At 66.0% G+C, this 13,632-nt stretch carries 11 protein-coding genes; 10 read left to right on the top strand and 1 reads right to left on the bottom strand.

Translation table 11 applies throughout. The features are described from left to right. Window positions 1–184: 184 nt before the first annotated feature. From HWX25_RS19115 to HWX25_RS19145, 7 genes are all read left to right on the top strand, one after another. Window positions 185–457 carry a metal/formaldehyde-sensitive transcriptional repressor gene (locus HWX25_RS19115; protein ID WP_059447469.1) on the top strand — a complete coding sequence of 91 codons (273 nt, stop codon included), beginning with the start codon at window positions 185–187 and terminating at the stop codon, window positions 455–457. 11 nt (window positions 458–468) lie between these two features. Next, entirely contained in the window at window positions 469–1,758 is a 1,290-nt protein-coding gene (gene dmeF / locus HWX25_RS19120) for a CDF family Co(II)/Ni(II) efflux transporter DmeF (RefSeq protein ID WP_175909720.1), read from the top strand. A gap of 2 nt (window positions 1,759–1,760) precedes the next feature. Beyond that, the gene (locus HWX25_RS19125; RefSeq protein ID WP_059508013.1) at window positions 1,761–1,946 is read left to right on the top strand and encodes a DUF1289 domain-containing protein; all 186 of its coding nucleotides are present in this window, start codon (window positions 1,761–1,763) and stop codon (window positions 1,944–1,946) included. 10 nt (window positions 1,947–1,956) lie between these two features. Further along, window positions 1,957–3,162 carry an MFS transporter gene (locus tag HWX25_RS19130; protein ID WP_175909722.1) on the top strand — a complete coding sequence of 402 codons (1,206 nt, stop codon included), beginning with the start codon at window positions 1,957–1,959 and terminating at the stop codon, window positions 3,160–3,162. A gap of 345 nt (window positions 3,163–3,507) precedes the next feature. Next, window positions 3,508–4,806 (top strand): dicarboxylate/amino acid:cation symporter, encoded by a 1,299-nt coding sequence (locus HWX25_RS19135; RefSeq protein WP_059533601.1) that lies wholly within the window; start codon window positions 3,508–3,510, stop codon window positions 4,804–4,806. A 458-nt stretch (window positions 4,807–5,264) separates the two neighbouring features. Then, window positions 5,265–7,199, top strand: a complete 1,935-nt coding sequence (locus HWX25_RS19140) for an SMP-30/gluconolaconase/LRE-like region family protein (RefSeq protein ID WP_175909724.1) — start codon at window positions 5,265–5,267, stop codon at window positions 7,197–7,199. 314 nt (window positions 7,200–7,513) lie between these two features. Further along, window positions 7,514–10,354: a beta-propeller fold lactonase family protein gene (locus tag HWX25_RS19145; RefSeq protein WP_244135266.1), complete on the top strand. Its 2,841-nt coding sequence runs from the start codon at window positions 7,514–7,516 to the stop codon at window positions 10,352–10,354. 350 nt (window positions 10,355–10,704) lie between these two features. Here the strand turns inward: HWX25_RS19145 and HWX25_RS19150 are convergent, their stop codons facing one another. Continuing rightward, window positions 10,705–10,860 carry a DUF3309 family protein gene (locus HWX25_RS19150; protein WP_082721856.1) on the bottom strand — a complete coding sequence of 52 codons (156 nt, stop codon included), beginning with the start codon at window positions 10,858–10,860 and terminating at the stop codon, window positions 10,705–10,707. Between the two features lie 212 nt (window positions 10,861–11,072). Here HWX25_RS19150 and HWX25_RS19155 point away from each other — a divergent pair, with 212 nt between their 5' ends. The 3 genes from HWX25_RS19155 to HWX25_RS19165 all read left to right on the top strand — a co-directional run bounded on the left by HWX25_RS19155 (window position 11,073) and on the right by HWX25_RS19165 (window position 13,630). Then, a complete protein-coding gene (locus tag HWX25_RS19155) occupies window positions 11,073–11,747 on the top strand; it encodes a histidine phosphatase family protein (protein WP_175909728.1) in 675 nt (224 codons plus the stop codon). A gap of 20 nt (window positions 11,748–11,767) precedes the next feature. Next, complete coding sequence (locus HWX25_RS19160; protein ID WP_175909730.1) at window positions 11,768–12,799, top strand: phosphotransferase; 1,032 nt, start codon at window positions 11,768–11,770, stop codon at window positions 12,797–12,799. 66 nt (window positions 12,800–12,865) lie between these two features. Further along, a complete protein-coding gene (locus HWX25_RS19165; protein WP_175909732.1) occupies window positions 12,866–13,630 on the top strand; it encodes an SDR family oxidoreductase in 765 nt (254 codons plus the stop codon). Window positions 13,631–13,632 lie beyond the last annotated feature (2 nt).

Raw genomic sequence — 13,632 nt, forward strand, 5'->3', positions numbered from 1 at the left:
GCCACAACCAAGCGCTCATCGCGCTCGCACGGCGACGCTGTGACGTCCTGTTCGCCATGCTGCGCGACGGCACCATTTACCAACCCAAGTCAGCCCCTACCGCTTGACGAAACACATAGGGGCACCCCCCTATATGGAAAGGCAATTTGAGATATAGTCCCCCCCGCTATATGAAGGGACTACCATGAGCCACACCATCAAGGACAAGCAGAAGCTGCTGAACCGGGTCCGCCGCATCAAGGGACAGGTCGAAGCGATCGAACGCGCGCTGGAGGACGAGCGCGGTTGCAACGAAATCCTCCGCCTCATCACGAGCGGCCGCGGCGCGATGAACGGCCTGCTCGCGGTCGTGCTCGAGGATCACATCCGCAGCCATCTGGTTGACGCCGAGGGGCACGACGACGAAGGCAGCGCGACCGAGCAACTGATCGAAGTCGTACACAGCTACTTCAAGTAAACGGAGGCGGAATGAGCAATTTCAGCGATGACGCCTTCGGCGCAGGGCACGACCACATTTTTCTCGGCGCGGCGCACGAGCAGAACGAACGCAGGACCTGGACGGTCATCGCGCTGTGCGCGGCGATGATGGTGGCCGAGATCGTCGGCGGGTCGCTTTTTGGCTCGCTGGCGCTGATCGCGGACGGCCTGCACATGTCGACGCACGCGGGCGCGATGCTGATCGCCGCGTTCGCCTATACCTATGCGCGCAAGCACGCGAACGATCCGCGCTTCGTGTTCGGCACGGGCAAGCTCGGCGACCTCGCGGGTTTCACGAGCGCGATCGTGCTCGCGATGATCGCGCTGCTGATCGGGTACGAAGCGGTCGCGCGTCTGCTCGCCCCGGTCCCGATCCATTTCGGCGAGGCGATTCCGATCGCGGTAGCCGGCTTGCTCGTCAACATCGCGAGCGTCTGGCTGCTGAGCGGCGATCATCATGGCCATAGCCACGGTCATGGCCACGGTCATCACCACGGGCACGACCGTGGCGATCACGACGATCACGACCACGAAGAGGAAGCGCACCGGATCTTCGACCAGCAGGGCGCATTCGTCGTGTCGGTGTTCGAGGCGGGCGTCCCGCCGGTTTTCCGCGTCGCGCCTGCGACGCACGAGACGACGCTCGTCGATGCGGGCGCCGTGTCGGTGACGACGATCCGCCCGGACGGCACGCGTCAGGTGTTCGCGATGCAAAGCCGCGATGGGTATCTGGAGTCGACCGAAGCCATTCCCGAACCGCATGAATTCAAGGCGATCGTGCGCTTGAACGGCCGCGAACACGAACTGGCGTTCGAGGAACACGATCATGGCGCGTCCGCGGCGGCGGCGCGCGATCACAACATCCGCTCCGCCTACATCCACGTGATCGCCGATGCCGCGGTTTCCGTGCTGACGATCGTCGGGCTGCTGCTCGCGCGTGCGTTCGGCTGGGTGTGGATGGATCCGCTGGCCGGCATCATCGGCGCGCTGGTGATCGCGAACTGGTCGTACGGCCTGATGCGCGACACGGGCGGCATCCTGCTCGACATGAGTTCGGATCGCCGTCTGGCGGACAAGGTGCGCGGCGCGATCGAAGGCGCCGGCGACCGCGTCGGCGACCTGCATGTGTGGCGGCTCGGGCCGGGGCACATGAGCGCGGTGGTGTCGGTGACGACGACGGATCCGGATCGTGATGCGCGCTTCTATCACGGCGTGCTGCAGCGATTCAGGGACCTGTCGCACGTCACCGTCGAAGTCGTTCCGGCGACGCGAGGACGATAAGCATGGCGGTCAAGTCCCCTTGTGTGGACGTATGTTCGTTCGACGGCCGCACCGGCTATTGCGTGGCATGCCTGCGAACGCGCGATGAAGCGCGCGGCTGGAAGAAGATGACGGATCACCGGCGTCATCAAATCGTGAACGACCGCGCGCGGCGGCATGCGAAACTGACGCGGGAAACGACCGACTGATCACGACACCATGAGCGCTCCGTCACCGACTGCCCGCAGACCTGCGATTCCACGGACCGTGTGGGCCCTGGGCCTCGTGAGCCTCTTCATGGACCTGTCGTCCGAGCTGATCCATGCGTTGTTGCCGATCTACCTGGTGTCGACGATGGGCATGAGCGTCGCCGCGCTCGGCGTCCTCGAAGGGGCGGCCGAAGCGACGGCGATGATCGTCAAGGTGTTCTCCGGTGCGATCAGCGACTGGCTCGGGCGCCGCAAGGGGCTGCTGCTGGTCGGTTACGGGCTCGCGGCGCTGACCAAGCCGTTGTTTCCGCTGGCGTCCACGCCGGCCGTCGTCGTGGCGGCCCGTCTGCTCGACCGCGTCGGCAAGGGGATTCGCGGCGCGGCGCGCGACGCGCTGGTGGCCGACATCGCGCCGCCCGAAATCCGCGGCGCGTGTTTTGGCTTGCGTCAGTCGATGGATACCGTGGGCGCGATTTTCGGGCCGATGCTCGCGATCGTGCTGATGCTGTGGTTCGGCGACCGCATCCGGACCGTGCTGTGGTTTGCCGTGGTGCCGGCCTTCGTCGCGATCGCATTGATCGTCTTCGGCGTGCGGGAGCCCGAGCAGTCGAAACCGGACCGGCGCTTTCGCTCGCCGCTGCGCTGGAACGCCCTGCGCGAGTTTCCACGCAGCTACTGGTTCGTCGTCGCGGCCGGCGCGACGTTTACGCTCGCGCGCTTCAGCGAGGCGTTCCTGGTGCTGCGTGCGCAGCAGACGGGGCTCGACGCGGCGTGGATTCCGGCCGTGATGGTGGCGATGAGCGTGACCTATTCGCTGTCGGCCTGGCCGGCCGGCATCGTGTCGGACCGGCTCGATCGCCGCGTGCTGCTTGCGGCCGGCATGGTGTTGCTGATCGTGGCCGACCTGCTGCTCGGCATCGGCACGTCGACGCTCTCGATGTTCGCCGGCGTGGCCGTGTGGGGGCTGCACATGGGCTTCACGCAGGGCATCCTCGCCGCGATGGTGTCGGAAACCTCGCCGGCCACGCTGCGCGGCACCGCGTTCGGCGTATTCAACCTGGTGAGCGGCATCTGCATGCTGCTCGCGAGCAGCATCGCCGGCGCGCTGTGGACGCATTTCGGCGCGTCGACCACGTTTCTCGCGGGCGCGGCGCTGGTCGTCGTGCCGCTGTGCCTGTGCCGGTTCATGCCGCGACCCGGCGCCTCGCACGCGTGACGCGGCGCCGGCCGGGTCTGCCGACGTTCGGCGCAAGGCCGAGCTGACGGCCGGGCACGACGATGCCCGAAGAACGCACCCGCCTTGGCGGTCCGCCCGTCTCCGGCGCCGGCCGACGAAGGCCCACCTCGCCTCCTTTCCCGCGCCGTGCATCGCCCGCTGCTTTCAGATTTGAAAGATTGTCCGGCGTTTGCGATAGAATGCCCCCCCTGTTCGCCGTGGCCATGCCCACGGACGGGCACCGGCACTCGAAGCGGCGCGCCGTGCGCGCGGACCACCACTCTCATTTCGATGCCGGCGATCTCCCTGCCGTTGGAAACACAAGTTCTGTAATTTGGATTGCTAATGAAGAAGAAGCACAACATCACCAAGTACATCGTCATCGCGATGGTGCTTGGCATTGCCGTGGGCTACGCCTGTCATAGCGCGTTTCCCGACCCGAAAATGGCCAAGGAAGTCGCCGGCTACGTGTCGCTGCTGTCCGACGTGTTCCTGCGGCTGATCAAGATGATCATCGCGCCGCTGGTGTTCGCGACGCTGACGGTCGGCATCGCGCAGATGGGCGACAGCGGCTCGGTCGGCCGCGTGGGCGTGAAGGCGTTCGGCTGGTTCATCATCGCGTCGTTCACGTCGCTGCTGCTCGGCCTCGTGACCGCGACGATCCTGAAGCCGGGCAGCCACTTGAGCCTGCCGTTGCCCGCCGCCGACGCGGCGCTGAACCTGAAGACGGGCGCATTCACGCTGAAGGACTTCATCGTCCATCTGGTGCCGAAATCGATCGCCGAGGCGATGGCGAACAACGAGATCCTGCAGATTGTCGTCTTCTCGATCTTCTTCGGCACCGCGCTGTCCGCGCTCGGCGACGCCGGCAAGCGCCTGACCGGCGTGATCGACGATCTCGCGCAGGTCATGCTGAAGGTGACGGGCGCGGTGATGTGGTTCGCGCCGGTCGCCGTGTTTGCCGCGCTGGCGTCGACAATCACGACGGAAGGGCTCGGCATCCTGCTCACGTTCGCGAAGTTCATGGCGAGCTTCTACCTGGCGCTCGCGCTGCTGTGGGGCGTGCTGACGCTCGCCGGCGTGGCGTTCCTCGGCAAGCGCGCGTTCACGCTGATCCGCCTGATTCGCGAGCCGTTCCTGCTGTCGTTCGCGACGGCGAGTTCCGAAGCCGCGTATCCGAAGCTGCTCGACGCGCTCGACCGGTTCGGCGTGAATCGCAAGATTTCGAGCTTCGTGCTGCCGATCGGATACTCGTTCAACCTCGACGGCTCGATGATGTACTGCACGTTCGCGGTGCTGTTCATCTCGCAGGTGTACGGGATCGACCTGCCGCTCGCCACGCAGATCACGATGCTGCTGATGTTGATGGTGACGTCGAAGGGGATGGCGGGCGTGCCGCGCGCGTCGCTCGTCGTGATCGCGGCGACGCTCAACCAGTTCCATCTGCCGGAAGCCGGGCTGCTGCTGATCATGGGCGTCGACATGTTCCTCGACATGGGCCGCTCGGCCACCAACGCCGTCGGCAATTCGATCGCGGCGGCGGTGGTCGCGAAGTGGGAGGGCCAGCTCGGCGAATCGCGCGACGACGCGGATTCGGACGGCGGCGGCGAGATCAAGCAGGTGAAGGTTCGGGAGACGGCGTAGTCCGCGTGATTTCCCTGCTGTAAATGAAATGCGCCGGCCCGGATTCCACATGGATTCGGGCCGGCGCGATAACCGCCAGCGGTCATTCCTTTACCCGTCTTTACCCGCATCCGGCGATTTTCCCGATTCGCCGAAAAACCTTCCGCCATTTCCGATTCGCCGCATTCAACACCGCGGCGATATTCCCGCCATCGAAAGATGCACAGCCCCGATAGCACGCGCGAACGCGCAAGTGATCGTTCACTCTCACGCAGTCGCGCGCCCCGCCTGCGCGAGCAGCCCGCAATTTTTTTCGATTTATATAACGCTATTCTCGGCGTTGCCGATTATCGAATGCACGCGCGATGTAATACCGACTGCACCGGGTGATTTAGCGGAAGTATTTACGCATTGCCGATTTTAAAACCATCCGGCTGCCCCTCATGTGAATGACTCCACCATTCAGGAGAGCATCAGCCATGGTTGCCAGAAAACCGATTCAGGCCGTGCTGCTCGCGGCCGCGATCGCCGCGATCGCGCCGGCCGGAAACGCGGCGAATACCACCGACTGGATCGCGAATACCTATGGCACGCTCGCCGCGCACGTCGGCAACGTCGCACGCGCGATGTGGGTCGCGCCCGAAGGCGTGATCTACACGGCGTCGATGTGGGACGAGGACGAGGGCGGCGTCGCGATCTACCAGAACGGCAAGAGCGCCGGCTCGATCGGCTCGCACTCGGAATTCCAGGGCAGTGCGATCACGGGCAATGCGACGTCGCTGTTCGTCGCGCTGCAGCCCGGCAACGGATACGGCAGCGGCGCGGTCGGGCGCTACAACCGCGCCACACGGTTCCGCGACAAGCTGATTCAGGTCACCGCGGCGACCAACCAGCCGCGTATCGACGTCGTCACCGGGCTCGCCACGGCCGGCTCGCTGCTCTATGCGAGCGATTTCTACGGCAATCGCGTGCGCGTATTCACGACCGACGGCGTGTGGCAGCGCGACATCGGCGTGTCGGCACCCGGCGCGCTCGCGGTCGACGGTGCGGGGAATATCTGGGTCGCGCAGAAGAACGCGGGTTCGATCGTCGAATTCAGTCCGGCCGGCGCGCCGCTGAACACGATCCGGCTGGCCGCCGGGTCGCAGCCGTCGGCGCTCTATTTCGATGCGGCGGCGGGGCAACTGATGGTCGGCGACGAAGGCCCCAACATGAACATCAAGCGCTATGCCGTCTCGGGCCGGCCCGCGCTGGCCGGCACTTTCGGCGTGCCCGGCGGCTATCTCGACACGACGACGGGCATCAAGGGCCAGGTCGGCGCGAAGCGCTTCACCCGCATCGCCGGCATCGGCAAGGACACGGCCGGCAACCTCTACGTGCTCAACAACCCGTGGGGCGGCAGCTGGGACCTCGGACGCAACGGCGCGACCGACATTCACGCGTACAGCAGCGCCGGCAGCCTGCGGTGGACGCTGCAGTCGCTCAACTTCGAAGGCATCGCCGCACCGGATCCGGTCACCGACGGCGCGCTGTTCTACAGCGGCACCCACGTCTACGGCGGCACCGCGGGCGGCACCTTCGTCGCGAACACCGTCGATCCGTTCGCGTATCCGTCGGACCCGCGCATCAACATGAGCGACACGCAGCGCGACGAGCACTTCGGGCTGCTGACGTCGGTCGGCGCGAACCGGATACTCGTCGCGGCGGGGCAGAATCCGCCGGTTTACTACTTCTTCCACTTCAACGCGGCCAATGGCTACGTCGCGATTCCCGACGGGGCGATCCCCGGGCCCGCGTTCAACACGACCCGGCGCGTGTCGGCCGGTTTCAGCCTCGACAGCAAGGGCGGCGTCTGGGCCGGCCTCGACAAGACCGGCGCCATTTATCACTATCCGCTTACCGGTTTCGATGCGAGCGGTAAGCCTTCGTGGGGGCCGGGCGTGCCGACGCCGGTGCCGGCCAGCATCCAGCCGCTGACGCGCATCCTCTATCTCGCCGACAGCGACACGATGGTGCTCGCGCAGGGTGTGGTCGGCAGTACCGACTGGACGTCGATCGGCACGCGCATCGAGGTGTATCACGGCTGGAGCGCGGGCAACACGACGAAGCCGAATCCGGTGATCACGCTGCCGCACAGCGGCGCGAAGTCGATCGACGCGGCCGGCAACCACCTGTTCGTCGGCTACTGGTTCAGCAGCAGCGGGCCGCTGTGGCCGAACATCGACGCGTTCAACCTCGACACCGGCAAGCTCGACACGACGCTCGTCAACGCGAGCCCCGCGACCGTGGATACCAGCAGCGCGATCGATGCCATGTACAGCGTGCGCGCGTATCGCCGCTCGAACGGCGAATACGTGGTGACGAAGAACAACGTGAAGGGAAACAGCATCACCGTCTATCGGTGGACGCCGTGACGGCAACGCATCGAATGTGACGATGACACCGCGATGGCTGTCATCGAAACGCCTTCGCTGTAACCATGTGTAATAAGCCGGCCCGCAACGGAGCCGGTCATGCGCTTGACATTGGGCGGCGATGTAATGCCGGCACGTCGGCGATCGCCGACGCAACGCACTCGATCGATTGGCACAGGCCCTCGCCACCGCGCGGCACGGGCAGACGAGGCCAGGATCATGCCGGACACGTCAGACGGTAATCGCCCCCACAGGTATAGAGGATTCCTATGAGAAATAGCCAGGTCAAGCGCGCGCTCCGACTCGGAGCCGTCATGTCGGCCGTGCTGCTTGCGTCGCACGCGCACTCGGAAGGTTTCAACGCCGCCGACGCCACCCGCGTGCCGAGCGGTCAGTTCGTCACGCCGCTCGCCGTGCGCGGCGCGATCCAGCAATTCCTGAATCCGGGGTTGCCGGCCTATCCGCATTTCGTCGCGGGGGAAGCCGTGCGCTCGCAATTGAGCCCGGACGGCAAGACGCTGGCGATCATCACCGCCGGCCAGAACTCGCTGTACAAACCGGACGGTTCGGTCGACACCGCGGCCTCGACGCAATTCATCTTCCTGTACGACGTCGCCGGCGCGAACAAGACGCGCCCGGTGCTCAGGCAGGTGCTTCAGCAGACCAATGCGTTCGTCGGCCTGGCGTTTTCGCATGACGGCAGCAAGCTCTATGCGACCGGCGGCAGCGACGATGCGGTCTACGTCTATGCGCAGCAGGGCGGCGCGTGGGCGCTGTCGACGACGATCGCGCTCGGCCACGCGGGCAAGGGCGTCGGCATCCGCGTGCAGCCGAACGCGGCCGGGCTCGCGTTGTCGGCCGACAGCAAGACGCTCGTCGTCGCGAACAACTACAACGATTCGATCAGCGTGATCGATACCGCGACCAACAACGTGCGTTACGAGCACGACCTGCGTCCGTTCTTCTCCGGCAACGAAGGTCGCAGCGGCGACGCCGGCGGCACGTTCCCGTTCGCGGTCGTGATGAAGGGCAACGGCATCGCGTACGTATCGTCGGATCGCGATCGCGAGATCGTCGCGATCGACGTGTCGTCGCCGTCTCGCGGCCGGCTGGTCAAGCGCATCAAGCTGGACGGCAACGCGCTCGGCATGACGCTCGACGCGTCGCAATCGCGGCTGTTCGTCGCGCAGGACAATGCCGACCAGGTCGCGGTGATTGACACGAACGCCAACGCGATCGTGACCCGGATCGACGCGCGCGCGCCGGCGGGCGTGCTCGCGCATGGCCAGGCGCATACGGGCGCGGCGACGTATGCGGTCACGCTGTCGCGCGATGGCCGCACGCTTTATGCGACCAACGCCGGCGCGAACGAAATCGCCGTCATCCCGCTCGTCGGCGAGCGCGCGTATCGTGTCACCGGCCTGATTCCGACCGCGTTCGAGCCGCACGACGTGACGTTCAGCGCCGACGGCACGTGGATGTACGTGGTGAACGGCAAGAGCACGACCGGCCCGAACCCCGGCCACCTGTTCGGCGCGACCCCCGCGGAGACCGCCGCGTCGCGCGCATCGAACGAATACCAGTTCCAGCTCGAGCGCGCGTCGCTCGTGAGCGCGCCGGTGCCGGCCGCCAACGAGCTGCCGACGCTGACGCAGCAGGCCGCGCGCAACAACTTCTATCGCCCGGAAGACAACGACAGGGATAACGAAGTGATGGGCTTCCTGCGCCGTCACATCAAGCACGTGATCTACGTCGTCAAGGAAAACCGCACGTTCGACCAGGTGCTCGGCGACATCGGCAACGGCGCCAACGGCGATCCGAAGCTGGCTCAGTTCGGCCGCAACATCACGCCGAACTTCCATCGTCTGGCGAGCCAGTTCGTGACGCTCGACAACTTCATGAACCCGGGCGACGGCAGCATGGACGGCTGGTCGTGGGCGCTGCAGGGGCGCGTCACCAACACGGAGACGATCACCCAGCAGATCAACTACGCGGCGGTCAATCGCGGCCTGTCGTACGAGAGCGAGGGCACGAACCGCAACGTGCCGGTCAATTGGGAGTCGGTGCAGCAACGCGACGCGGCGGCCGGGCCGGCCGGCACCACGAACTACAGCAACGCGGCCGCCAGCCTGCCGGGCGGCGCGGCGAACCTGCTGCCCGGGACCGGCAACCATGCGTCGTCCGATGCGCCGTTCGGCCGCCAGCGCGGCTACATCTTCGACGCGGTGCTCGCCGGCGGCGGCACCGTCCGCAACTACGGCTTCCTCGTGAACAACATCGGCAGCATCGGCACGGCGGCGAATCCGATCGTCGATCCGCGCGCGGCCGGCGTCGTTCAGGTCGCCGCGCTCGACCCGCGGCTGGCGTCGATGACCGACGTGTACTTCCGCGGTTTCGACCAGACGTATCCGGACCAATGGCGCCTCAACGAGTGGAAGCGCGAGTTCGACCAGTACGTCGCGAGCGGCAACCTGCCGACGCTGTCGCTGGTGCGCCTGTCGCACGATCACATGGGGGCGTTCGGCACGGCGTTCGCCGGCGTGAATACGCCGGAGACGCAGCAGGCGGACAACGATCTGGCGGTTGGCCGGCTGGTCGAGGCCGTCGCGAAGAGTCCGTATGCGAACGACACGCTGATCGTCGTGACCGAGGACGACGTGCAGGACGGCCCCGACCACGTGGATTCGCATCGCGGGCCCGCGTACATCGTCGGGCCGTACGTGAAGCAGGGTGCGGTGATCCGGACGCGCTACAGCCAGGTCAATGCGCTGCGCACCATCGAGGACGTGCTCGGCACGCAGCACATGAACCTGAACACCGCCTACCAGCGGCCGATGACCGACGTGTTCGACGTGCACGGCCCCGCGTCGTGGACTTACACGGCCGTCGCGTCGACGGCGCTGAAGGGCACCGGGTTGCGGCTGGCCGAAGGAGCGGGCGAGAACTTGCTGCAATACGCGGCGGGGCCGGACGTCACGCCGAAGCATGACGCGGCGTACTGGGCGAAGGTCACGGCGAAGTTCGACTTCGACGATGCCGACGAGGTGCCGGCGGATCAGTTCAACCGCGTGCTGTGGAAAGGGATGATGGGCGCGCAGCCGTATCCGAAGCTCAGGGGCGTGACGCAGAAGGTGGCGAGCCGCGACGACGACTGATCGTTCTGCTGCCCGGTGTGGAAGCGGGCTCTCCCGTCAGGAGGGCCCGTTTTTTTACCACATCAAAAGAAAAGCCGGATCGATACTTTTTGCTCAGGATCCGTCGTGCGATGCACAAAATGTGTCGGTCGATGGCGGTGCGGGCCGCAGGTGCGCGGCGCGAGGCGGCCGCATGCACAATGCGCAGGCACGCTGCGTGCGCAACATGCGGTGAAGGATTTCGCCGTCGACTGTCGGCCGGTTGCGTAGCCGCCGATGCCCGGTTGGCATTCATCGCCGGCGTTTGTAAAGAAGCCACGGCAGCGCGATCGAACGACGTGTGCCCGTTCAGCCGGCACGCGCCATCACACTCAAATGTGGCCCAGCAGCACCAGTATCACGACGATGACGACGATCAGCCCGAGGGAGCTCGATGGCCAGTAACCCCAGCTTCGACTGTGCGGCCATGCAGGAAATGCTCCGATCAACAGCAGAATCAGAACGATGATAAGGATTGTACCGAGCATCGCACCCCTCCTGAACTTGTTCGACATAACGGTGCCTGCGGGCGCAATTCCCGTGCCGCCAGGCACGGCCGTCGGCGCGAGCCGGTGACAGCGCACCGTTTGAATACCGTGAATTCATTCGATGAATACCGTCCGATTCAGAAAATAAATTTCAAAAATGCGAACCCGGTCGCTATGCTGATCCATCGGTTTCCCCCTCAGGCGGGCATGCAATGGCTGAACTTTTTCTGGTGCGGCACGGGCAGGCGTCGTTCGGCACGGACGATTACGACCGGCTGTCCGCGGCCGGCGACCAGCAGGGCGTCTGGCTTGGCGAGTATTTCGCGCGGCAGGGCCTGACGTTCGACCGCGTGATCTGCGGCACGATGAACCGGCATGCGCAGACGGTCGATGCGATCCTGCGCGGGATGGGCCGCGAAGGCGCGCAGGTCGAGCGCCATCCCGGCCTGAACGAATACGATTTCCACGGGCTGTTCTCGGCAGCGGCGAACGACTATCCGGAGATCGCGCGGCTCGCGGCCGGCTCGATGAAGGAATACTTTCGCGCGCTGCGGCAGGTGTTGCACCTGTGGGCCGACGACAAGCTCGGCGACACCGCGCCCGAAACCTGGGCGCATTTCCAGCAACGCGTCGCCGACGCCCGCGCCGCGATCCGCCAGGGCGGCAGCCAGCGCGTGCTCGCGGTGAGTTCCGGCGGCCCGATCGCGGTGACCGTGCAGCAGGTGCTCGCCGCACCGGCGTCGAGCGCGATCGCGCTGAACCTGCAGATCCGAAACAGCAGTCTTTCGCAGTTTTTCTTCAACACCGAGGCGTTCCACCTGGCGTCGTTCAACGGCATTCCGCATCTAGAGGATCCCGAACGACATGCGTGGCGCACCTACGGCTGACCCCACGAACGATCGCGACGATGACGAACCCTTCCCAGCCCCTCGACGTAGCTCGCCTCACGCGCTATCTGGAAGCGCACGTGCCGGGTTTCGAAGGCCCGCTCGACATGGAGAAGTTTGCCGGTGGCCAGTCGAACCCGACCTTCCTGCTGCACGCGAAGAGCGGCCGCTACGTGCTGCGCCGCCAGCCGCCCGGCGAGTTGCTGAAATCCGCGCATGCGGTCGATCGCGAATTCCGCGTGCTGAGCGCGCTGTCGGGCACCGCGGTGCCGGTCGCGCACCCGTATCACCTCTGCGAAGACCGCGACGTGATCGGCAGCCTGTTCTACGTGATGAGCTTCGAGGACGGCCGGATCTTCTGGGATCCGGCGCTGCCGGAGTTGCCGAAGGCCGATCGCGCGACCTGCTACGACGCGCTGCTGCGCACGATGGCCGCGCTGCACGACGTGGACGTCGACGCGGTGGGCCTCGCCGACTACGGCCGTCCCGGCAACTACTTCGAGCGCCAGATCGGCGTGTGGACGAAGCAGTATCGCGCGGCGGAAACGGAACGCCTCGACGCGATGGAGACGCTGATCGACTGGTTGCCGAAAGCCTGCCCCGAGGACACCGGCCGACCTGCGCTGGTGCACGGCGATTTCCGCATCGACAACCTGATGTTCGCGCGTGACGACTATCGCGTGCAGGCCGTGCTCGACTGGGAACTGTCGACGCTCGGCAACCCGCTCGCCGATCTCGCGTATTTCTGCATGTGCCTTCGGCTGCCGTCGGGCGGCCAGGTGCGCGGGCTCGCGGGCCAGGATCGTGCCGAACTCGGCATTCCCGACGAAGCGGCGATCGTCGCGCGCTACTGCGAACTGCGCGGGATCGCGCCGATCCGCGACTGGCATTTCTATCTCGCGTTCAGTTTCTTCCGGCTCGCGGCGATCGCGCAGGGCGTGAAGGCGCGCGCGTTGCAGGGCAATGCATCGAGCGAGCAGGCGCTGCGCGTGGGCGCGATGGCCGGCCGGCTGGCCGAAATGGCGGTCGACGTGATCGGCGCGCATCGCTGACATCGCGGACATCGCTGGCATCGTCGCGCGGCGGCACGAAAAACATCAATGGAGGAGCATAGCAACATGGCAACGAATCTGTTCGACCTGACGGGCAAGATCGCGCTGGTGACGGGCGCGAGCCGCGGCATCGGCGAGGAAATCGCGAAGCTGCTCGCGGCGCAGGGCGCGCACGTGATCGTGTCGAGCCGCAAGCTCGACGACTGCCAGGCGGTCGCGGACGCGATCGTCGCGGCGGGCGGTCGCGCGGAAGCGCTGGCGTGCCACGTCGGGCGGCTGGAGGACATCGCCGCAACCTTCGAGACGATCCGCGGCAAGCACGGCCGGCTCGACATCCTCGTGAACAACGCGGCCGCGAATCCGTATTTCGGGCACATCCTCGATACCGATCTCGCCGCGTATGACAAGACCGTCGACGTGAACATCCGCGGCTACTTCTTCATGTCGGTCGAGGCCGGCAAGATGATGAAGGCGCAAGGCGGCGGCGCGATCGTCAACACCGCGTCGGTGAACGCGCTGCAGCCGGGCGACCGTCAGGGCATCTACTCGATCACGAAGGCCGCGGTCGTCAACATGACGAAGGCGTTCGCGAAGGAATGCGGGCCGTTCGGCATCCGCGTGAACGCGCTGCTGCCGGGCCTCACGAAGACGAAGTTCGCGGGCGCGCTGTTCGCCGACAAGGACATCTACGAAACCTGGATGGCGAAGATTCCGCTGCGCCGTCACGCGGAGCCGCGCGAGATGGCCGGCACGGTGCTGTATCTCGTGTCGGACGCGGCGAGCTACACGAACGGCGAGTGCATTGTCGTCGACGGCGGCCTGACGATCTGAGC

Origin of the sequence: Burkholderia sp. BCC1640 (assembly GCF_902833125.1) — a bacterium.
Lineage (GTDB): Bacteria > Pseudomonadota > Gammaproteobacteria > Burkholderiales > Burkholderiaceae > Burkholderia > Burkholderia diffusa.